The 21,549-nt window shown below is 63.2% G+C and carries 15 protein-coding genes and 1 tRNA gene; 6 read left to right on the top strand and 10 right to left on the bottom strand.

Features of this window, described 5'->3' with window-relative positions; translation table 11 throughout:
- Positions 1-73: 73 nt before the first annotated feature.
- The 10 genes from CEY08_RS26285 to leuC all read right to left on the bottom strand — a co-directional run bounded on the left by CEY08_RS26285 (position 74) and on the right by leuC (position 12,176).
- The gene (locus CEY08_RS26285; RefSeq protein WP_084738520.1) at positions 74-1,645 is read right to left on the bottom strand and encodes a GGDEF domain-containing protein; all 1,572 of its coding nucleotides are present in this window, start codon (positions 1,643-1,645) and stop codon (positions 74-76) included.
- A gap of 682 nt (positions 1,646-2,327) precedes the next feature.
- Positions 2,328-2,404, bottom strand: a tRNA-Val gene (locus CEY08_RS26280).
- A 336-nt stretch (positions 2,405-2,740) separates the two neighbouring features.
- Positions 2,741-3,415: a phosphoribosylanthranilate isomerase gene (locus tag CEY08_RS26275; protein WP_076812432.1), complete on the bottom strand. Its 675-nt coding sequence runs from the start codon at positions 3,413-3,415 to the stop codon at positions 2,741-2,743.
- Positions 3,416-3,472: 57 nt separating this feature from the next.
- Positions 3,473-4,687, bottom strand: a complete 1,215-nt coding sequence (locus tag CEY08_RS26270) for a TRAP transporter substrate-binding protein (protein WP_088607844.1) — start codon at positions 4,685-4,687, stop codon at positions 3,473-3,475.
- 51 nt (positions 4,688-4,738) lie between these two features.
- Positions 4,739-5,548, bottom strand: a complete 810-nt coding sequence (truA, locus tag CEY08_RS26265) for a tRNA pseudouridine(38-40) synthase TruA (RefSeq protein WP_042792894.1) — start codon at positions 5,546-5,548, stop codon at positions 4,739-4,741.
- 3 nt (positions 5,549-5,551) lie between these two features.
- Complete coding sequence (locus tag CEY08_RS26260; protein WP_076812428.1) at positions 5,552-7,381, bottom strand: type IV pilus assembly protein FimV; 1,830 nt, start codon at positions 7,379-7,381, stop codon at positions 5,552-5,554.
- Between the two features lie 260 nt (positions 7,382-7,641).
- On the bottom strand, positions 7,642-8,772 hold the full coding sequence (gene asd / locus CEY08_RS26255; protein WP_042792893.1) for an aspartate-semialdehyde dehydrogenase: 1,131 nt from the start codon (positions 8,770-8,772) through the stop codon (positions 7,642-7,644).
- A 215-nt stretch (positions 8,773-8,987) separates the two neighbouring features.
- Entirely contained in the window at positions 8,988-10,064 is a 1,077-nt protein-coding gene (gene leuB, locus CEY08_RS26250; protein ID WP_042792892.1) for a 3-isopropylmalate dehydrogenase, read from the bottom strand.
- A 32-nt stretch (positions 10,065-10,096) separates the two neighbouring features.
- Positions 10,097-10,747, bottom strand: coding sequence for a 3-isopropylmalate dehydratase small subunit (gene leuD / locus CEY08_RS26245; RefSeq protein WP_042792891.1), 651 nt, complete (start codon positions 10,745-10,747; stop codon positions 10,097-10,099).
- Between the two features lie 25 nt (positions 10,748-10,772).
- The gene (gene leuC / locus CEY08_RS26240; protein WP_042796903.1) at positions 10,773-12,176 is read right to left on the bottom strand and encodes a 3-isopropylmalate dehydratase large subunit; all 1,404 of its coding nucleotides are present in this window, start codon (positions 12,174-12,176) and stop codon (positions 10,773-10,775) included.
- Between the two features lie 528 nt (positions 12,177-12,704).
- Between leuC and CEY08_RS26235 the strand changes: the two genes are divergently transcribed.
- From CEY08_RS26235 to CEY08_RS26210, 6 genes are all read left to right on the top strand, one after another.
- On the top strand, positions 12,705-14,198 hold the full coding sequence (locus tag CEY08_RS26235) for a TolC family outer membrane protein (RefSeq protein WP_042792890.1): 1,494 nt from the start codon (positions 12,705-12,707) through the stop codon (positions 14,196-14,198).
- 24 nt (positions 14,199-14,222) lie between these two features.
- Positions 14,223-14,435, top strand: coding sequence for a hypothetical protein (locus CEY08_RS26230; RefSeq protein WP_042792889.1), 213 nt, complete (start codon positions 14,223-14,225; stop codon positions 14,433-14,435).
- Positions 14,419-16,584: a type I secretion system permease/ATPase gene (locus CEY08_RS26225; RefSeq protein WP_076812425.1), complete on the top strand. Its 2,166-nt coding sequence runs from the start codon at positions 14,419-14,421 to the stop codon at positions 16,582-16,584. Before CEY08_RS26230 ends, CEY08_RS26225 begins: the two co-directional genes overlap by 17 nt.
- A 7-nt stretch (positions 16,585-16,591) precedes the next feature.
- Positions 16,592-18,013: an HlyD family type I secretion periplasmic adaptor subunit gene (locus tag CEY08_RS26220; protein ID WP_063640494.1), complete on the top strand. Its 1,422-nt coding sequence runs from the start codon at positions 16,592-16,594 to the stop codon at positions 18,011-18,013.
- A gap of 19 nt (positions 18,014-18,032) precedes the next feature.
- A complete protein-coding gene (locus tag CEY08_RS26215; protein ID WP_042792886.1) occupies positions 18,033-18,689 on the top strand; it encodes a helix-turn-helix transcriptional regulator in 657 nt (218 codons plus the stop codon).
- 84 nt (positions 18,690-18,773) lie between these two features.
- Positions 18,774-21,549, top strand: a 2,776-nt coding sequence (locus tag CEY08_RS26210) for a retention module-containing protein (RefSeq protein ID WP_141099898.1), incomplete at its 3' end; no start/stop codon positions are given.

The following is a 21,549-nucleotide window of genomic DNA, read 5'->3' as shown; positions in this document are numbered from 1 at the left end:
ACAGTATATTGCCTGGGGAGGTGGATTTCAACGCCGCCGTGCTTCACACCTGGCGCCCGGCGTTCGGCACTCGCTACGCCATCTGCATGTCGCGCCGCGCCTGCTTGTCCGCGTACATCAGCTGATCTGCCTCCTTGAGCACAGTGTGCAGCGCGCTCACGGCCGGATCCGCACTCACGATCCCGAAGCTCGCTCCGGGATAATAAAAACTGCAGTCATCCAAGGTGTACGTCCCGCTCAGCAACGGCGCGAGCCGCGCGCGCAAAGCATCAACCGCATCCTTCGGCTCATCGGATGGCGGCGCCGCTCCCAGCCCGATCACAACGAACTCATCGCCGCCCCATCGACCCAAGGTGTCATCTGCGCGCAAGCCATCCGACAGGCGCCGCCCGACTTCGATCAAGAATTTGTCGCCGATGTCGTGGCCATAGGTGTCGTTAATGGCCTTGAAACCGTCCAGATCGATAAACGCCACCAGAACCGAGCGTTGCGATCGCTTCGCCAATGAGAAATATCGCTCCAGTTCGGCCATCACCGCTCGCCGGTTAGGCAGGCCGGTCAACGCGTCGTGGTTGGCGGCATGGCGTTCGTCCCGGCGGCGGCTCACCATTTGTCCGACGACGTGGCCGGAAAGCAGGAGCAGGACCAGGCCGACCATGGCCACCAGTCCCGCCGCCATGAAATGTTGCCTGCGCATCGGCGCCAGGAAATCCAGCGACGCCAGCGTAATCAACTGGTATTGGGTATTGGACAACGGCTGGCGCCGCACCAGGTACGGTCTGCCATCGATAAGCCATTGATCTGCATGGCGAGAACCGGAAATGGCACGCACCTCCATGGGTTCGCCCGGATCTTCATCGCCATCGGAGGGCAACACCGTGCCTGGGGGCAATAGCGCCGCCACATTACGCAACATGAAGGGGGCGGACGACGTCGTGGTAACTCTTCCCTGGCGATTCACGACCAGCGCGACGTGGCGTCCAGCCAGATACAACGCCACATCCGGCGCATCGAATTTAACTGTTACCGAGCCCTGCGGCACGTCGTTTGAATCTTCGATACGGCTGGCGACGAAATATGAGGGGCTCTTGTTAAGCCGGGCAATACCAAAATAACTTCCGGTGCCTCTGCTCAAGGCGTCGGCAAGATAGGCGCGGCCCGAGTAAATCATGCCCACGATACTATCGGGTTCCGCCCAGTTGCTGGCCGTCACCGTGTCGTCGGACATATTGTTCATGTAAATGCGGGCGTATCGCAGATCGTTCGCGAGTTCATTCATGAAGTCGCCCACTCTGCGCACCAAGGGATCGCGTGTAAAAAGGGCCGCGCGTTGCTCCCGGGTCAATTCGCCCGCGCCAGGCGGATCCATGCGGTATCGAATGGCGAGCTGGATCACCTGGCCCTGCCGCGCCACCATGTTCGCCACGCTGACCATTTCGATAAATAGCCGATCCATGACGCGCGCGGTAATCTTGGCTTCGTATTCGGCGCTGGCGGCCAGGCCGTCAAGCCGCGACACCTCTATCCCTTGAGACATCCATCGCGCAACACCGGCCACCAATGCGAACCAGCCCACCACTATCCCGAGCGTCACCCAACGCACGATAGACCGCGTCTGCCATCCACGTCGATCTTGCCGCGGCATTACGTCGCTCACACCGTCCCCTGATCGAAACCAGCCGCCATATTTCCATTTCACGCGGTTTATTTCAACTTAATTCTGGTGATTTGCCGACCCGCAATTGCCTCGCTTACATGGATTCCTTGCCGCGCGCGTGATGCGCGCGTCCATTATCTTTCTCGGCCAGGTAGCTGACTTAAGTATCCGTCCAGTACTTGGCGCCGCAGGACTTCGCGGCGCAAACGACGTGACTGCACCCATAGCGCGACACAAAAAAATGGAAAAGCCATTGCCGCCAATAGGAAGAGCTCATCCAGCTCGTAATGTTCGTACTCGGCCAAGAATCCGCGAACATGCTCGTAAGCATCAACGGCTCTCAATATCTGGTACGCGGCCAACAGGTATGCAAGCGCGATACACGCGGCTGCTCCCCCATTGCGCCAAGCCCCACGCACCCACGCCGTCATGCGCCACCAAAACATTCCGCCCCAAGCCCCTAAAACGAATGCGTTTATAACTGCGGATAAATAATCCAGGCGCAGCCAGACCACGGTCCAACCTTCCAGGCCTTCGATACGCGCGGTGCGGTCGCTTAAAGGTCTGGACGCCGCGTCGTCGCAGCGACGCAAACGAAAAGCAAAAAGCCGCGAAAGTCTAAGACTTACGCGGCTTTTCAGGTAGTGCTTGGCACTACTTTGCAGGAATTTGGTAGGCGGTATTGGAATCGAACCAACGACCTCCACGATGTCAACGTGGCGCTCTAACCAGCTGAGCTAACCGCCTGCAAAGAAGAAGAATTATATAGTGCTTTTTTAAACTATGCAAATCGTCTTAGAAGATTTTTTGCATTTTTTATTTCGCTTCGAAGTTTTCGGTGCTGGGATTCAGGTACCTGGGAGTCTTAGCTTTGCCTAAGCGCCGTGCTGATGCACTTTGCTTTTTGCAAGCCTTAATCCCACGGGCTTCCATCCCACAAGCTTCAATACCACAAAGCCTTTAATACTGAAAACTTCTTCGCGTACCGCGTTGGAAGAGTTCTTGACGCTGCCTCTAAGCTTTACCGCTTTTAAGCTTTGCCGATCTGCTTCAACCGCAACACACTCGCGACCACACTACTACTTAATTTCCCTTCAACTTCGCGTCTGCCGCTTGCGCTGCAGCAACGAAGAACGAGATTCTATCAGAACTTTTAATTCCTTGCTCAAGCTCGACGCCGCTACTCACATCGACCGCCCAAGGCCGGACCGACTGCACTGCCTGACCGACGTTTTCGGCGGTCAAGCCGCCCGACAGGATCAGGGGCCGCGAGACCGGATCGGCCCTCACTTCGTCGAGCAGGGAGTAGTCGAAACCGTGGCCGCTGCCACCGTAGCCGGCGCTATAACTGTCGAACAGCCAGCCAGCGGCCTCGCCATAGGCGCGGCATGTGGAGGCCAGGGCTTCCGCGGTTTCCAGGCCGGGCGCGCCAGCACGGAAGGCGCGTAAAAAGCGGTGGCCATAGCGGGCGCAGTCCTGCGGCGTTTCATCGCCATGGAACTGCAGCAGCTCCGGCTTGACCTGGTCCAGCACAGCCCGCACCTCGGCCTCTTCCGGGTTCACGAACAAGGCCACCACATCGACAAACGCAGGCACCATACGCCGCAACTGGGCAGCGCGCATGGGCGTCAGGCAACGCTTGCTCTTGGCGTAAAACACAAAGCCGATCGCATCGACGCCAGCCGCAACGGCGGCGTCGATGTCCTGTTCACGGGTCAACCCACAGATCTTGATGCGTGTGCGCATGACACTCTTCATTTGCCTGGCCGCCCTCTGCGGCCGGTGGAATCAGTATATCCGCCAACCAGAACGCGACTACGCGGTGGGCTGGCCCAAAGTGGCCACGAGATTGTCGAAGCTGCCCTCGGCCAGGCGGAACCATGGGGTTTCCTTGTCGCGAAACGCCGACATGCTTTCGTACAATTTCTTGAACATGGGATCCTTGGCGCTCATTTCCGTGTAGGCGGCCAGAGATGCCTCGTAGCTGGCCTGCAGGACCGGCTTGGGAAACGCCTTCAACTGTGCGCCCCGAGATACGAGGCGGCGTAGCGCGTCCGGATTCCCGGCATCGTACTTGGCGATCATATTGGCGCATGCCATGCGGCACGCCAGCGCCAGCGCGGACTGATATTGCTTGGGCAGTTCGTCGTAGGCATCCTGGTTCACATACAAAGACAATTGCAGCGTGCCCGCCCACCAGCCCGGAAAGTAATAGTTCCGGGCCACTTTGTAGAGCGCCAGGTTTTCATCGTCATACGGACCTATCCACGCCACGGCGTCCACGACGCCCTGCTCCAACGCGGCATAGGTTTCGGCCACCGGCACCTCGACCGGTGTAGCGCCCATTCGCCCCAATACATGGCGAGCGAAACCGCCGGCCTTCACCTTGAGCCCGCGCAGATCGTCCACGGTCTTGATCTCTCCGCGAAACCAGCCGCCCATCTGCGCGCCGGTATAGCCGCAAGGAAAATTGAGGATGTTGTACTTGTCGAACAGCACACGCGTGAGCGCCAAACCTTCGCCTTGCGTCATCCATGCATTCATCTGCCGCGTGTTCAAGCCAAACGGCACGCCGGCGTCAAAGCACAGCGCGGGGTCGATATCGAAGTAACGCGTCGACGCCGTATGGCCGCATTCAACCACGCGGTGCTGCACGGCCTCCAGCACCTGGCCGGGCTGCACCAGATCGCCGGCCGGAAAGATCTCGATGCTGAAGCGCCCATCCGTGACTTCGCTCACATAACGCGCCACGTCCTCGGCGCCGGCGAACAAAGTCGGTGACTCATTGGGGAAGCTGGACGCCAGGCGCCACGCTATCTTGGGTGGAGCACTCACCACCTCCGGCGCTTGCGGCGCGGCCGCTGCCGGGGCCTGCGGCGCGATAGGCGGCGTCTCAGGCGTACCGACCGGAGATTCCGGCGAATTCGGATTGGCGTTTTCTTCGGCTACCGGAGCTTCCTGCGCGAGCGCCGGAGCGACCAGGGCGGCGCCGCCGAGGGCGGTATGCTTCAAAAACGCGCGGCGTTGCATGGCAAAGGCCTCCATCGGATGAGGACCGGCGCGCCGTTGCCGGCGGCATCCCTAATAGGTTTGAGTAAACGGCGACAACAACTGCGATCCCCCATCGAGTTCAGCCAGTCCGAACACTTCCGGATAATCGATGGCGGACAGGTACAACCCATCCGGCGCGAATGTCGGCGCGCCGCGCTTACGGTCTCGCCAGGATAGCAACTGTCCCATCCAGTCCACCGATTCGCGTCCTTGCCCGATCTGCAATAGCGCGCCCATGATGTTGCGCACCATGTGATGCAGGAACGCGTTCGCCTTCAGCGTGAAGACAAGGAAGGGCCCGCGCTCATCGATGTCCAGCCGGTATAGATGCCGCACCGGATGCTTGGCCTGGCATTGCGACGAGCGGAAGCTGGAAAAATCATGCTCGCCCAACAGGACATTCGCGGCGGCACGCATGGCTTCGACGTCCAGCGGCTGAAAACACCAGCCTGCGCGGCCCGCCCACAACGCGGGCCGTACCCGGCCGCGCCACAGCAAATAGACGTAGGTCCGGGCGCGCGCCGAGAATCGTGCATGGAATTCGTCCGATACCGGCTGCGCCCACTGAACCGAAATACTGGAGGGAAGGAAGGCGTTCACGCCACGGACCCAGGACTCCATCCGTCTATCCAGCGAGGTGTCCAGGTGGACGACCTGCATCGCGCCATGCACGCCAGTATCCGTACGGCCGGCGCAAATCGTCGCCACCGGCCCCTCTACCCCACAAAAACTCGCCAGGGCGGCCTCCAGCGTATCCTGCACCGTCTGCCGATGCGGCTGTGTCTGCCAACCCTGCCAGGCGGAGCCGTCATACGCCAGCCCCAATGCAACTCTAGACATGTATCAAACCCGTGGCCCGCCGACACGGCGCGGTTCGTCCGTGGGCGGTTCGTCCAGGTCGAGATTGATGCTACCGAGCTTGCGGTTCAGCGCCGCCGTATCCAGCGCTGGCTCGTTGAATTCATAGGTTTCCTCATCATCGTCTCCGCGCCGGGCGCCAGCTCTGCGCAGCAGCCATGCGATGGCAAACGCAATCAGCGCCAGCACGGCGGTAACGATAACGAGTAGATTATCGGCCAGCCAGGCGGGCATGTCCGAGGCGGGATCCTTTTCGGCGGACGCACCGGCAGCCTGGCCCGGCGAGGACGCGGCTGAAGCGCCCTCGGCAGGCGACGCGGCCGAGGGCGAAGCCCCCCCAGCTGCTGCACCCGTTGATCCAGTCGCTCCAGTTGCGCCCGTCGTGCCTGGCGCGCCCGGGGCACCTCCTGCACCCGCAGTTCCTGCCACGCCCGCGGCGCCTGCTGCTCCCGTGACACCTGCCGCGCCCGTGGTGCCTGCCGCACCCGGGGCACCTGCCGCACCCGTGGCGCCTGCCGCACCCGGGGCACCTGCCGTACCCGTGGCGCCTGCCGTACCCGTGGCGCCTGCCGTACCCGTGGCGCCTGCCGTACCCGGAGCGCCTGCCGTACCCGCAGCACCGGCCGTACCTGCAGCCCCCGCCGCGCCGGCGGCACCCGCCGCGCCCGCTGTTCCTGCCGGGCCCGTGCCACCCGAAGCGCCCGCCGCGCCTTGCGTGCCCGTGGTACTGGCCGAATCCGGGGCGCCAGCCGTGCCGGAAGACCCTGCGGCGCCCGAAGCGCCTCGCTGGGCCACCGCCTTGTTCAAATCGTCCACATTGCTTTGCAGCTGGCTCACGCGTCCCTGGACGTCCGCCATCGCGCGCTCGGCAGACGTTCGGGCATCCGCTGCCGCCTCCGCTTGCGCGGACGCGCCATCCTGCGCCTGCCCCGATGAGAGCCGCACGCGATCCTGCGGCTGCGAGGCGCTTGCCACGCCGGCGTCAACGGGCGGTGCGACAGTGCCCGACGCTCCGCCCTGCCCCTGGACCACGGACGGGTTCGCGCCCGCCGCCGCCCCGAGGCGCGCGCGGTACTTGGCGAATGCCTCAGCATGTTCATTGAAGATGCGGCGCGCTTCCGCCGGGTCCACCGCACGCACGGTGGCTGCGTCAGGGATTGTCAGGCGCTGCCCCGCTTTAACCAGATTCATATTGTTCTGGATGAACGCCTCGGGATTGGCGCGCCACAAGGCCACCAGCATCTGATACACCGATGCGTTGGGTACGGCATTGCGTTGGGCGATGGCGAAAAGGTTGTCGCCGGACTTCACGTTCACCGAACGCGAACCGGCCGAGCGGCCGGGCGTGCCGACCGCTGCCGGCGTCACGTCCGCGCTGGTGCCGCGCAACGGCACCAGGATGCTGACCTGCACCTGGCGCTGCCCCGAGCTGGAACTGATGTCCAGCAACAGATCCACCGCGCCGCTTGTCGGTGGCTGCGAGGCCCGCACCCGCAGATTCTTGCGCGACGCGTCCATGCCGTCTTCGACGCGGACCACCATGCTGGCCAAAGGCACCGGCGGCTTCAGGCCCGCGCGCTGCCAGGCGGCTTCGTCCGCCACCGTCACTTTGAGCGAAGCGATCTCGTCAGGCGTCAGTTCCTGCAGTCCCACCACCGCCTGCAGCGGCGCGCCCGGCACGGAAACCACCCGCGAATGTCCCACGCGCATGGCCAAGGCGGAACTGCATACGCTTGAGCCAATCGCCAGCGCAATCGCCCATTGAAGGGCTTTTAAACGGCGGGCATGCTTCACTTGGCGCGAACGCTGGGTCATAAGCTGGAATTCCGTTCTTGTAGTCGACTTGCGGGCTGGAGCCGGCTCACGCCATATAGGTGAGAACAGGCATCAATTCACGGGAAAAGTGTAATGGATCATGCGCATTTCACAAACCTGAAAGGCCCCGGACGCGCCTGCTGCGCGCGCCTTTCCGCCGACACGGGGCCCACGCCGCGCAAACGGCAAGGGCACCCGAAGGTGCCCTTGATTGCCTAGCGTGCCTGATCAGGCGGCGCCGGACGCCGCCCGCTCTGGCCTCAGGCTTCGGCCAGAGCGATGCGCAGCATGCGGCGCAGCGGCTCGGCGGCGCCCCACAGCAGTTGGTCGCCCACAGTGAATGCACCCAGGTACTGCGAGCCCATCGACAGCTTGCGCAGACGGCCGACCGGAATATCCAGCGTGCCGGTGACGGCGACCGGAGTCAGCGCGGAAACCGTGGCTTCCTTGGTGTTGGGCACGACCTTGGCCCATTGCGTGCCTTCGGCGATCAGGGATTCGATCTCGTCCAGCGGCACATCGCGCTTGAGCTTGATGGTCAGCGCCTGGCTGTGGCAACGCATCGCGCCGATGCGCACGCACAGGCCGTCGATCGGGGTGGCAGGCGTGCCAAAGGCAGCGCCGCGGCCCAGGATCTTGTTGGTCTCGACTTCGCCCTTCCACTCTTCCTTGGACATGCCGTTGCCCAGATCCTTGTCGATCCAAGGGATCAGGTTGCCGCCCAGCGGCACGCCGAAGTGCTCGTGAGGCAGGGCGGAATCCTTTTGCTTGGCCAGCACGCCGCGATCGATTTCCAGAATGGCCGACGCGGGATCATCCAGCAGCGACTTGACCGACTGGTTGATTTCGCCGAACTGGGTCAGCAGTTCGCGCATGTGCTGTGCGCCGCCGCCGGAAGCGGCCTGATACGTCATGGAGGTCATCCACTCGACCAGGTCGTTGTTGAACAGGCCGGCCAGCCCCATCAGCATGCAGCTGACGGTGCAGTTGCCGCCGATGAAGTTGCGCACGCCGCGCTTGAGGGCTGCGTCGATGACCGGACGGTTGACCGGATCCAGCACGATGATGGCGTCGTCGGCCATGCGCAGGGTGCTTGCGGCGTCGATCCAGATGCCGTTCCAGCCCGCGCCGCGCAACTTCGGGTAGACCTCGGACGTGTAGTCGCCGCCTTGCGCCGTCACGATGATCGGCAGTTTTTTCAGAGCGTCAATGTTGTAGGCATCTTGCAGCGGACCAGCGCCATTTGCCCAAGTGGGCGCGGCGCCGCCAGCGTTGCTGGTGGAGAAAAACACCGGTTCGATCAGTGCGAAGTCGTTCTCGTCGCGCATGCGTTGCATGAGCACCGAGCCGACCATACCGCGCCAGCCGACAAGGCCTACTGCTTGATTCATTTCAATCGCTCTTTAAAGGTGTGGAGACCAGGGTCCAAGGGAAAAAGCCGTGCAATTCAACAATTTATCAGAATGCACGGGCGGATGTTGCGGCGCAGCTATAAAAAATAGGGGCCGCAAGGGGTGCAAAATGCTTTCGAGGCGCTGCTGCAACAATGGACAAGGGGTGGCCCGGCCGGGCCACCCCTTGAGTAGGCAGACAGAACCCGAAAACGTCAGGCAAGCGCCTTCAGGACCGCGTCGCCCATCTGGGCCGTGCCGACCTTGGTCGTGCCCGGCTCGAAGATGTCCGCGGTGCGCAGCCCGTCGGCCAGCACGCGCCGCACGGCGGCCTCGATGCGGTCGGCTTGCGGCGCCAGGTTCAGCGAATAACGCAGCAGCATGGCGGCGGACAGGATGGTCGCCAGCGGATTCGCGATGCCCTGGCCTGCGATGTCGGGCGCGGAACCATGGCTGGGTTCGTACAGCCCTTGGCCGCCCGCATTCAGCGAAGCCGAAGGCAGCATGCCGATCGAGCCCGTCAGCATGGCAGCTTCGTCGGACAGGATGTCGCCAAACAGGTTGCCGGTCACAATGACGTCGAATTGACGCGGATTGCGCACCAGCTGCATGGCGGCATTATCGACATACATGTGCGACAGTTCCACGTCGGGGTATTCGCGCGCAACTTCGATGACGATGTCGCGCCAGAACTGCGAGGTCTCCAGCACGTTGGCTTTGTCCACGCTGCACAGCTTCTTGTTGCGCTTGCGGGCCGATTCGAAACCGATGCGCGCAATGCGGCGCACTTCGGATTCGGCGTAGCGCATGGTGTCGTAGCCCTCGCGCTCGCCGGCGAAAGCGCCGTCAGGCGACGAACGCACGCCACGCGGGGTACCAAAATAGATGTCGCCCGTCAGTTCGCGGATGATCAGGATATCCAGGCCGGAGACGATCTCGGGCTTCAGCGACGATGCGCTGGCCAGTTCCGGATACAGAATGGCCGGACGCAGGTTGGCAAACAGGCCCAGCGCCTTGCGCAAGCCCAGGATGGCCTGTTCCGGACGGAATTCGCGCGGCAGGCTGTCGTACTTCCAGTCGCCGACGGCGCCGAACAGCACGGCGTCCGATTCCTTGGCCAGGTTCAGCGTGGCCGGCGGCAGCGGATGCTCGAACGCGTCGAACGCGGCGCCGCCCACGGGCGCTTGCTTGATGTCGAAGGAAACATCCAGCGCCTTCAGGACACGCACGGCCTGTTCGACGATTTCGGGGCCAATGCCGTCACCCGGCAAGACTGCAATGTTGTGAGTCATACGAAAACGATCCTGTAGTCAGAAATGGGGCGTCAGGCGATGGGGCGGCTTTCCAGCCAGGGATGGCGAGCCAGGCGTTCCGCCTCGAAGGCGCGGATCTTATCCGACTGGCGCAGGGTCAGCCCGATATCGTCGAAGCCGTTGAGCAGACAGTACTTGCGGAAGGGCTCGATGTCGAAGCCCATTTCGCGCCCGTCGGCCGCCACCACGACCTGGCGGTCGAGATCGACGCGCAGCTTGTAGCCGGGAAAGGCCTTGACTTCGTCGAACAGGCGGGCGACTTCCAGCTCGGACAGGACGATGGGCAACAGTCCGTTCTTGAAGCTGTTGTTGAAGAAAATGTCGGCGTATGACGGCGCGATGATGGCGCGGAAGCCAAACTGAGTCAGCGCCCAGGGCGCGTGCTCGCGGCTGGACCCGCAGCCGAAGTTCTTGCGCGCCAGCAGCACCGAAGCGCCTTGGTAGCGCGGCTGGTTCAGCACGAAATCCGGATTCAGCGGACGCTTGCTGTTGTCCATGCCGGGTTCGCCGTGGTCCAGGTAGCGCAGTTCGTCGAAGAGATTCGGGCCGAAGCCGGTGCGCTTGATGGACTTGAGGAATTGCTTGGGGATGATGAGGTCCGTGTCGACGTTTTCGCGATCGAGCGGAGCCACCAGGCCTTCGTGAGTGGTAAATGCTTGCATGATGTCGATACTCGGTGCTTGACGCTTAACGGAAAGTGCGGACGTCGACGAAATGGCCGGCGACGGCTGCGGCGGCGGCCATGGCGGGGCTGACCAGATGGGTGCGCCCGCCCTGCCCCTGCCGACCTTCGAAGTTGCGATTCGAGGTGGACGCGCAACGCTCGCCCGGTTCGAGGCGGTCGGCGTTCATGGCCAGGCACATGGAGCAGCCCGGCTCGCGCCATTCAAAGCCCGCTTCGATGAAGATCTTGTCCAGCCCTTCACGCTCGGCCTGTTGCTTGACCAGGCCCGAGCCCGGCACCACCATGGCCTGGCGCACATTGGATGCCACGCGCTTGCCGCGCGCGACGGCGGCAGCTGCGCGCAGGTCTTCGATGCGTGAATTGGTGCACGAGCCGATGAACACGCGATCCACGCGAATATCCGTCAGCGGCGTGTTGGGCTTCAAACCCATGTACTGCAGGGCGCGTTCCATGCCGCTGCGACGGACATCGTCCTTTTCGCGATCGGGGTCCGGCACGCGGGAATCCACCGGCAACACCATTTCGGGGGACGTGCCCCAAGTCACTTGCGGCTTGATATCGCGGGCATTGACTTCAACCACGGCATCGAACTTGGCGCCCTCGTCCGTGTGCAGGGTACGCCAGTAGCCCACTGCCTGATCCCAGAGCACGCCCGTGGGCGCGAAGGGACGGCCGCGGAAATATTCGATGGTCTTGTCGTCCACCGCCACCATGCCGGAACGGGCGCCGGCTTCAATAGCCATGTTGCAAACCGTCATGCGGCCTTCCACGGACAGGGCGCGGATCGTGCTGCCGGCAAACTCGATGGCGTAGCCCGTGCCGCCGGCGGTGCCGATGATGCCGATAATGTGCAGGACCACGTCCTTGGCCGTACAGCCGAAAGGCATCTCGCCTTCGACCTTGATCAGCATACTCTTGGCTTTCTTCATGAGCAGCGTCTGGGTCGCCAGCACGTGTTCGACTTCAGAAGTGCCGATACCGAAGGCCAGCGCGCCCAGCGCGCCGTGCGTGCTGGTGTGGGAGTCGCCACAGACGACAGTCATGCCAGGCAGGGTCGCGCCCTGCTCCGGGCCGATCACGTGCACGATGCCCTGGCGCAGGTCATTCATGCGGAACTCGGTGATGCCGTATTTCTCGCAGTTGGCGTCCAGCGTATCTACCTGCAGGCGGGAAATCGGATCATCGATGCCCTGGGCGCGATTCAGCGTCGGCACGTTGTGATCCGCGACCGCCAGGTTGGCGCTGGTGCGCCACGGCTTGCGGCCGGCCATTGCCAGTCCCTCGAACGCCTGCGGGCTGGTGACTTCATGCACCAGGTGGCGGTCGATATAGAGCAGACAGGTGCCGTCTGATTCCTGGTGGACGACGTGGGCGTCCCAGAGTTTGTCGTAAAGAGTTTGGGCCATGGATGCGCTCTGCAAATAGACAATCCGGCTCGTGCCGCGCGCGGAGGAAAAGCCGATCCGCTGCGCCGGCCACTGCGGCATGAACGCATTATGCACACGGTCTCAACCTAGTACAACCGCACCTTACATACTAGTACTAACACTACCATGCTGGGCTATCGCAAGACGTCAATCCGCCCCGTTTCCGGCATTCAAATTTTCTGTCGCTAAACAGTTACAGATACAAATTCGGCCATTTAAAACAGATACAAAATTATCAAACCGATATAATCATTGTTCGTCACGGCCACCCAATATGCGAAATAAAGCGCAATAAACCGCATTTATCCAGCATTAAACCAGATCACAAATCTGGAATATAGCGAAATTAGTGCAAATTCAAGCTAATTAAGAGATGATGCGCGAAGAACCCCAAATTGCCGAATGGAAAACTTCGTCAACAATTAACAAATATTGACTCGTCAAATCTGACATTTCCACACAATATGGCGGCCACATATTCCTAAACTCGACTCGCGAATAATCACTATGGCTTCGTTTTTGCTCAAAAGCACGACTTCGGTTCTTGCCCTGGCATTCGTTCCTGCGGCATTTGCACAGTCATCGGCTCCCACAGCCGGGCAACCTGCGGTCACGCTGAACCAGATCGTCGAGCAGACCCTGCTCAGCAACCCTGAAATCCAGGCCAAGTACCACGATTTCCAAGCTTCGCTGGAAGGCCAGGCCGTCGCTCGCGGCGCGTTTTTCCCGCAGATCAACGCGCAAGGTTATGTGGGCCGCGAATACCGCAACAACGTGCCCGGCGTCGGGTCGCAGAACTGGAGCCGCCCTGGCTATAGCGTGGAATTGCGCCAGCTGATTTTCGACGGCTTCCGTACGAGCAACGACGTCAAGCAAGCGGGTTTCGACAAACTCGCGCGCTTCTACGATCTGCTGGCCACCAGCGACACCACCGCGTTCAATGCGGTGCAGGCCTATATCGACCTGCAGCGTTACCGCGACATGGAATTGCTGGCCCGCCAGAACTACACCCTGCACGAAGAAACGCTCAAACAGATCAACGAGCGTGCCGAATCCGGCGTGGGCCGCCGCGTCGACCTGGAACAGGCCGGCGGGCGTCTGGCTCTGGCCCAGACCAATCTGATGACCGAGACCGCCAACCTGCTGGACGTGCAGCAGCGTTTCCAACGCGTGACGGGTGCTCTGCCTCCCGATTCGATGCAGCCCACTCCCGACGTCACCAGCAAGCTGCCGGTCAAGCCGGCCGACTTCAACGAATCCCTGCGCCGCAATCCCAGCTTCCTGTCCAAGCAGGCCGGACTGCAGGCCGCGCAGGCCGGCGTCGCTTCGTCCAAGGGCGCTTTCTCGCCCAAGTTCGAGTTCGTGGCTTCCACCGGACGCGACCAGAACGACCCCACGCCGCAAAACCGCGACATCCAGAGCTCCAGCGTCCAGGTCGTCATGAGCTACAACCTGTACCGCGGCGGCGCCGACTCCGCCCGGGTGCGCCAGACCTCCGCGCAGTCCTACGCCGCGCGCGACATCCGCGACTACACCTGCCGCAACGTGCAGCAGGACCTGGCCGTCGCCTGGAACAACGTCGCCAGCCTGAGCCAGAAGCTGCCGTTCCTGCGCGACCACGAAGTGGCCACGACGAAGGTGCGCGAAGCCTATCGCCAACAGTTCCAGATCGGCCAGCGTTCGCTGCTGGACTTGCTGGACACCGAGAATGAACTGTTCGAATCGCGCCGCGCCTTGACCAACGCGCTGTATGACCTGCAGCTCGCGCAATACCGCTGGCTGTCGTTGTCTCACACCTTGCTGCCGGCGCTTTCGCTGCAGCCCGCCCGCAACGAAATGCCCGAGGAAAACGGCAAGCTCGAAGTGTCCGACGAAGTGATCAAGCTCTGCAATTCGACGGTCCCCGACTCGGCCCGCCTGGCGCCGGTGCGCGTGCAATACAACGAGGGCAATCTGCCGCCCACGTTCATCCCGGTAAACTCGCCCAAGGCCAAACCCTAGGTGACGCAAGCGCAAGGAGACCATATGCAGAAACAGGGCAACGACTTCTCACAACTGGACGCGGACTTTGTCCGCGTCCTGGAAGACTTGATCGACGCGCTGATCGCCAATGGCACCTTGCGTATGACCGACCTGCCTATACAGGCTCAACAAAAGCTGACCCAGCGCAAGCAACAGCGCGCGCGCCTCTCCGAACACCTGGACCTGCTGGATGACGAAGATGGACAAGTTATCTGAAATGGCGGCCCGGGAGTGGCGCGCTGATGCGCGCGCGGCGCATGACGATCCGCTGCTGGACTGCCTGGTGGAAATCACCCGGTTGCACGGCGTGACGGCAACGGCCCAGGCCCTGTCGGCCGGCCTGCCGCTGGAAGAACACCGTCTCACCCCGGCCCTGCTGCCGCGCGCCGCCGCGCGCGCGCAGCTGTCCGCGCGCGTGGTGCGGCGCACGCTGGAGGGCATTTCTCAGGATCTGCTGCCCGCGATCCTGCTGCTCCACGGCGAACGCGCCTGCCTGTTGCTGAAGAAAGACGGCGACACCTATGTCGTCAGCCATCCCGAACTTGGCGGCAGCTCAATGGAGATGAGCGCAGCCGAGTTGTCGGCGCAATACACCGGCTTGGTGTGTTTTGTGCGCCCGCAGTTCCGCTTCGACGCGCGCGCGCCCGAAGTCGCCAAGGTGCGCGAGCGCCATTGGTTCTGGGCCGCCATCATGGAAAACCGGCGCCTGTACCGCGATGCCCTGATCGCCGCCCTGTTGATCAACCTGTTCGCCATGGCGATGCCGTTGTTCACCATGAACGTGTATGACCGCGTCGTGCCGAACAACGCCGTCGAGACGCTCTGGGTGCTAGCCATCGGCATCACGCTGGTCGTGATTTTCAACATGATCCTGAGCACCGCGCGGTCCCATGTGGTGGACAGCGCCAGCAAGCGGGTCGACGTGCGCCTGTCGGCGCAGATCATGGAGCGCGTGCTGGACCTGCGCCTGGAAGGCCGGCCGGTATCGGTGGGCTCCTTCGCCGCCAACCTGCGCTCATTCGAATCCATCCGCGACTTCATCGCATCGGCCACCATCACCACACTGGTCGACCTGCCCTTCATCCTGCTGTTCCTGCTGGCACTGGCCTGGATCTCGCCCTGGATGGTGCTGCCTCCCCTGGTCGCCATCGTACTGATCCTGCTGGTGTCGCTTGCGGCGCAGGCCCGCATGGAATCCCTGACCATGGCCTCGTTCCAGGCTTCGTCGCAGCGCAATGCGACGCTGGTCGAGGCGCTGACCGGCCTGGAATCCGTCAAGACGCTCAATGCCCAGGGCTCCATCCAGCGCAACTGGGAACGCGCCACCGAATACATTGCCCTGACCGGGGGCAAGCTGAAGCTGATTTCGTCTTCGACGGTCGGGTTCGTGCAGGCCGTCCAGCAACTGGTGTCCATCTCGGTCGTGATCATCGGCGTCTACCAGGCACAGGAGTCCGCCATTTCCATGGGCGGCATCATCGCAGCCTCCATGATCGCGGGCCGCTGCCTGGCGCCGCTGGGCCAGGTCGCCGGCCTGCTGATGCAATACCAGAACGCGCGCACCTCGCTGGGGTCGATCGACAATTACATGAAGCTGCCGGTGGAACGCCCGGCGGAAGCCGAATTCCTCCACCGCCCGGTGTTTCATGGCGGCATCGAGTTCCGCGACGTGACCTTCTCCTATCCCGGCAGCAAGCAGCCGGTGCTCAAGAAGGTGTCCTTCAAGCTGAAGCCGGGCGAAAAGGTCGGCATCATCGGCCGTATCGGCTCCGGCAAGACCACCCTGGAAAAGCTGGCGCTGGCGCTGTACCAACCCACCGAGGGCGCGGTCCTGCTGGACGGCGTCGACGTCCGGCAGATCGACCCGGCCGACGTGCGCCGCGCCATCGGCCATGTGCCGCAGGATCCTTTGCTGTTCTATGGCAGCCTGAAACACAACCTCGCGATGGGCGCGCCCTATGCCGACGACGCCAGCATCCTGGCGGCCGCCAACCTGGCGGGCGTGACCGATTTTGCCAATTTGCACCCTGACGGTTTCGACATGGTGATCGGCGAGCGCGGTGAATCCCTGTCCGGCGGCCAGCGCCAGTCGGTGGCTGTGGCCCGGGCCTTGATCAACGATCCGCCCATATTGCTGCTGGACGAACCCAGCAGCAATATGGACCACCAGAGTGAAGCGCAACTGCGCAAACGCCTGGGTGAAGCCAGCGCCACCAAGACGATCCTGCTGGTCACGCACCGCACTGCCCTCCTGGACCTGGTCGATCGCCTGATCGTGATCGACAACGGCCACATCGTGGCCGACGGTCCCAAGGAACAAGTGGTCGAAGCACTGCGTCAAGGACGCGTCGGACGGGGAAGCTGAGGAAACCATGCTGAACAATCCTGGCGCAACCCGGCACGGTGTGTTTGGAAGCCTGTGGCGCAAGCTGCGCGGCGTCTTCGTGTTCTTCTTCGACCGCCTGCTCGACGGAACCGAAAAGGGCAAGCCCCAACAACGCTCCGACTATGTCGGCAACGCGGAATGGGTCATTCATGAATCACAGGCGCGCGGCTCTCGCATCCTGCTGTGGGTCAGCTTGCTGGCCACCGGCGGGCTGCTGCTGTGGGCCGGCACCGGCAGCATCGACGAAGTCGTGCGTGGCGAAGGCAAGGTCGTGCCCTCTCGCCAGGTCCAGATCATCCAGAGCCTCGATGGCGGCATCGTCGAGGAAATCCTGGTGCGTCCGGGACAGGAAGTCGAAGCGGGGGAAATCCTGCTGAAGATCGACTCCACGCGATTCGCCTCGTCGCTGGGCGAGAACAACGCGGAATACCTGTCCCTGCTGGCCAAGGCGGCCCGCCTGCAGGCACTGGCCACCGGCGAACCCTTCGTCGCGCCGGAAGAAGCCCTGGCACAGGCGCCCGGGCTAGTGGAAATGGAGCGCAATGCGTGGCAGGCCCGCACGACCGAACTGAATGCCACGGTCAACGTCGCGCGCGAACAGCTCAAGCAACGCCAGGAAGACCTGCGCGAAACGATCGCCAAGCGCGACCAGGCCGCCGCCAGTTGCGGCCTGACCTCGCGCGAACTGCAGGTGACCCGGCCGCTGCTCAAGAGCGGCGCGGTATCCGAGGTGGACCTGCTGCGCCTGCAACGCGACGTAGCCCGCTATTGCGGTGAGCAAAAAGGCGCCGAGGCACAGATCGACCGCTTCCAGGCCTCTATCAAAGAGGCGGAAAGCAAGCTGCAGGAAGCCGAGCTGAACATCCGCAACCAGGCCCGCAACGAACTTTCGGAAACGAACACGAAACTGGCGACGCTGCGCCAGGGCAAGCTGGCGCTGGCCGATCGGGTCAAGCTGGCCGAGGTCCGCGCGCCTGTCCGGGGCACCGTCAAAACCTTGTTCAACAACACCGTTGGCGGCGTGGTGCAGCCCGGCAAGGACATCATCGAGATCGTGCCGAAGGACGACACGCTACTCCTCGAAGTGCGCATCCTGCCGCGCGACATCGGTTTCCTGCATGCCGACCAGAAGGCGGAAGTGAAATTTACCGCCTACGACTTCGCCATCTACGGCGGCCTGGAAGGCAAGGTGGAACAGATCGGCGCGGACACCGTGACCGATGAGAAAGGCAATTCCTACTATGTTGTGCGGGTCCGTACCGACCGCAGCACGGTAGGCGACAAACTGTTGCCCATCATCCCCGGGATGGTGGCGGAGGTTCATATCCTGACTGGCAAGCGCACGGTGCTGCAGTACCTGCTCAAGCCGATACTGCGCGCCAAGGCGAATGCCTTTACCGAACGTTAAAGGAGGGCTGCAAGGCTTTATGAAACCCGTTCCTGTCCTGTTGATTACGCACGACGACCTGTTGTGGCAGCATTGGCGCGGCCTGAACCCGGCGCGCTGGCTGGCGGCCCGCGGGCGCGGCCTGGCCGACCTGCAGCGCTGGCGCGAACAGGGCCGCACGCTGGCGGTACTGGATGCGGACCTGCCTCGGCTGCCGTCCTGGCAGGATCCCATCTGGCCCACGACCTTGGCCGACCTGCAGCTGGTCGTCGCCAGCCCCAGCCCGAACGACGAGCAAGGCACCCGGGTGCTGGGTGCCGGCGCGCATGGCTACTGCCACGGATATGCCTCGGCGGCTTCGCTGTCGCAGGCGCTGGAGGTCGTCGCCTCCGGCGGCATCTGGATGGGCCGCTCCCTGGTATCGCGGCTGCTTAAATTGGTTGCGGAACGCGCCCAGGACACGCCCTCGTGGGATGGCGGCGTGCTGACCGACCGCGAAATCACCGTGGCCCGCTACGCCTCCAGCGGCCAGGCCAATGCGCAGATCGCCGAAGCGCTGGGCATTACCGAACGCACGGTCAAGGCCCACCTGTCAGCCGTCTTCGAAAAGCTGGGTGTAACCGACCGCCTGCAGCTCGCCCTGCTCGTCCACGGCATTTCCGCTCCCGCCGACGCCAAAATCAAAATTACTTCCTGATACTGTCCTTGAGGACAATATCCCGCGCCGGCGGCGCAATCTAGTATCTGGCCATCTTGGATAACTCCCTGAAACGGAACCAACATGGCCAACACTTCTCCCGCAGTCGTCAACGAAATCTCCGGTCGCGCGTGGATACGCAATAGCGACGGCTCTCTGACCGAACTGCATCAAGGTAGCAAGGTCCCCGCAGGCAGCGACGTCGTCACTGCGTCGGGCGCCACGGTTTCGCTTCAGGTTGAGAACGGCATGCCGATCGTCATCGGCGAAGGCCGCGAAGTCGCGGTCAATGGCGAAATGACGGGCCCCCTGGCCGACCCCTCCGAAGCCGCGGTGGCCCCGCCCTCCGGCACCGACTCCGACCGCCTCCTGGCCGCGCTGCGTGACGGCCGCGACCCGTTCGATGAATTGGATCCCACTGCCGCCATCGTGGCGGGCGGCGGCGATGCCGGCGGCAGCAGCTTCGTGCGCCTGGCCCGCATTCTGGAAACCACCACTCCGCTGGATCTCTCCTACCCGAACCCCAGTCGCGGCGAAGATGTGCTGCCCCGCCTGTCGGGTACCGGCGCCTCCGGCGAAGAAGACGATGCGGTCACGCCGACAACCGTCAACAACGCGCCCAATGCGCTGGATGACGCCGCCCGCGGCGACCAGAACAGCCTGGTGCGCGGCAACCTGCTCACGAACGACTCGGATCCCGATGGCGATCCGCTGGCGATCGTCTCGGTCAGCGGCCGTCCGATGACGTCGGCCGGCGTCACGGTCAACGGCAGCAATGGCGGCACCTTCACGGTGCTCCCCGACGGCAGCTATGTCTTCACGCCGGGCAACGAGTACGGCCATCTGGCCGTGGGCGAAACGGCCACCAGCACCATCTCGTACACCATCACGGATCCCAGCGGCGCCACTTCCACAGCCACTGTGGTCGTGACCATCACCGGCACCAACGACGGTCCCGTTTCGACCGCCATTTCCGACACGGCGGGCGTGGACGCCCAGACCGGCGTGAGCTACGACGTCTCCACCCATTTCTCGGATCCGGATACCAGCGACAAGCTCACCTTTACCGCGACGGGCCTGCCGCCCGGCCTGACCATCGATCCGAACACCGGTATCATCACCGGCACCATCGATCATTCCGCCTCGCAGGGCGGCAACAACGGCGTCTACACCGTCACGGTCACCGCAACCGACCCGTCCGGCGCCACGACCTCCCAGGAATTCAACTGGGACGTCACCAACCCCGCCCCGACGGCGGCCGACGATAACGGCACCACGGACGAGGACACCACGCTCAACGTCGACGCCCAGAACGGCGTTCTGGCCAACGACGTCGACCCGGACGGCGACAAACTGACGGTCTCGGAAGTCAACGGCGCCAGCGGCAATGTGGGCACGGCGACCGCCGGTTCCAACGGTGGCACGTTCACCTTGAACGCCGACGGCTCGTACTCGTTCAACCCCGGCAACGCCTTCCAGCACCTGGCTGCCGGCCAGACGGCAACCAGCTCGATCACCTATACCGTTACGGACAGTGAAGGCGGCACCAGCTCCGCCACGCTGACGGTCGAGATTACCGGCACCAATGACGCTCCCACGGCAGTCGCCCTGCAGAACCAGGACAACATGGATGGGGATGTCGTCAACTACAACCTGTCCGGCTTCTTCAGCGACATCGACGACGGCGACTCCCTGGTCTACTCCGTCGACCATGTTCCTGGCGGCCTGAAGTTCGACCCCACCACCGGCACGTTCACCGGCCAGTTCGCCAACTGGGCGTCCGACCACACCAATACGGGCGTCAAGGGCGAATACCTCATCACGGTGACCGCCACCGACAAGTCGGGTGCAACCGTCTCCCAGACTTTCCTCTGGACTGTGGGCAACCCCGCTCCGGTCGCCGCCAATGACCAAGGCACGACCAGCGAAGACAATGTCCTGGTCGTCGACCACCGTACCGAAGGCGTGCTGGGCAACGACAGCGACCCCGATGGCGACGCCCTCCATGTCTCGCAAGTCAATGGCATCGATGCCGATGTCGGCAAGCCCGTCGCCGGCTCCAATGGCGGCACCTTCACGCTCAACGCCGACGGCACGTACACGTTCAATCCGGGCACCGCATTCCAGTACTTGAACGACGGCCAGACCGCGACCACGTCGATCACCTACACCGTTGCCGACGCCCAGGGCGCGACGAGCACCGCCACGCTGACCATCACCATTACGGGCCAGACAGACGCTCCGCCGGTCATCACTCCCGAGGATAGCGACGGCAACGTCTCGAGCGCGCACAACAGCGTGGTCGAAGCCTCCGGCGACACCATCACCGGTTCCGTGACCGTCTCCGCCGAAGCCGGCATCGCCAGCGTCACCGTCGGCGGCAAGGACGTCACCGGCGCCAGCGCCGCCAACCCGGTCGTCATCACCACCGACAAGGGCATCCTGACCGTCACCGGTTACGACGCATCCACCGGCAAGATTACCTACTCCTACCAAGAAACGGGCGGCGCCGACGACCACACGGCCGGCGACGACTCGGTCCACGATCTCTTCGAAGTGGTCGTCACCGACTTCGCGGGCCAGACCCATCGCGACAATCTGGATATCCAGATCCTCGACACGGCGCCCGTGGCCACCGACGACGCAGCCTCCGTCACGGAAGACGCCACCGCTCCGGTCACCGGCAACGTGCTGACCAACGACACGCTCGGCGCCGACGCCAGCACGGTTGTCATCAACACCGGCGACGCCAAGTACGGCAAGCTCGTGGACAACGGCGACGGCACCTGGTCGTATCAGCTCAACAACACCCTGCCGGCGGTCCAGGCGCTGAACGACGGTCAGACCCTGACCGAGACCA

Origin of the sequence: Achromobacter insolitus (assembly GCF_002209555.1) — a bacterium.
GTDB lineage: Bacteria > Pseudomonadota > Gammaproteobacteria > Burkholderiales > Burkholderiaceae_B > Achromobacter > Achromobacter insolitus.
Note: the sequence above shows the minus strand (reverse complement) of the source record. Positions and strands in the feature narration are given on the sequence as shown.

Coding starts and splice junctions, on each gene's coding strand:
- CEY08_RS26235 (WP_042792890.1), top strand. CDS start 12,705: ATGGCTTCGTTTTTGCTCAAAAGCACGACTTCGGTTCTTGCCCTGGCA.
- asd (WP_042792893.1), bottom strand. CDS start 8,772: ATGAATCAAGCAGTAGGCCTTGTCGGCTGGCGCGGTATGGTCGGCTCG.
- leuB (WP_042792892.1), bottom strand. CDS start 10,064: ATGACTCACAACATTGCAGTCTTGCCGGGTGACGGCATTGGCCCCGAA.
- CEY08_RS26285 (WP_084738520.1), bottom strand. CDS start 1,645: ATGCCGCGGCAAGATCGACGTGGATGGCAGACGCGGTCTATCGTGCGT.
- CEY08_RS26220 (WP_063640494.1), top strand. CDS start 16,592: ATGCTGAACAATCCTGGCGCAACCCGGCACGGTGTGTTTGGAAGCCTG.
- leuD (WP_042792891.1), bottom strand. CDS start 10,747: ATGCAAGCATTTACCACTCACGAAGGCCTGGTGGCTCCGCTCGATCGC.
- CEY08_RS26230 (WP_042792889.1), top strand. CDS start 14,223: ATGCAGAAACAGGGCAACGACTTCTCACAACTGGACGCGGACTTTGTC.
- CEY08_RS26270 (WP_088607844.1), bottom strand. CDS start 4,687: ATGCAACGCCGCGCGTTTTTGAAGCATACCGCCCTCGGCGGCGCCGCC.
- CEY08_RS26275 (WP_076812432.1), bottom strand. CDS start 3,415: ATGAAGAGTGTCATGCGCACACGCATCAAGATCTGTGGGTTGACCCGT.
- CEY08_RS26225 (WP_076812425.1), top strand. CDS start 14,419: ATGGACAAGTTATCTGAAATGGCGGCCCGGGAGTGGCGCGCTGATGCG.
- CEY08_RS26215 (WP_042792886.1), top strand. CDS start 18,033: ATGAAACCCGTTCCTGTCCTGTTGATTACGCACGACGACCTGTTGTGG.
- CEY08_RS26260 (WP_076812428.1), bottom strand. CDS start 7,381: ATGACCCAGCGTTCGCGCCAAGTGAAGCATGCCCGCCGTTTAAAAGCC.
- truA (WP_042792894.1), bottom strand. CDS start 5,548: ATGTCTAGAGTTGCATTGGGGCTGGCGTATGACGGCTCCGCCTGGCAG.
- leuC (WP_042796903.1), bottom strand. CDS start 12,176: ATGGCCCAAACTCTTTACGACAAACTCTGGGACGCCCACGTCGTCCAC.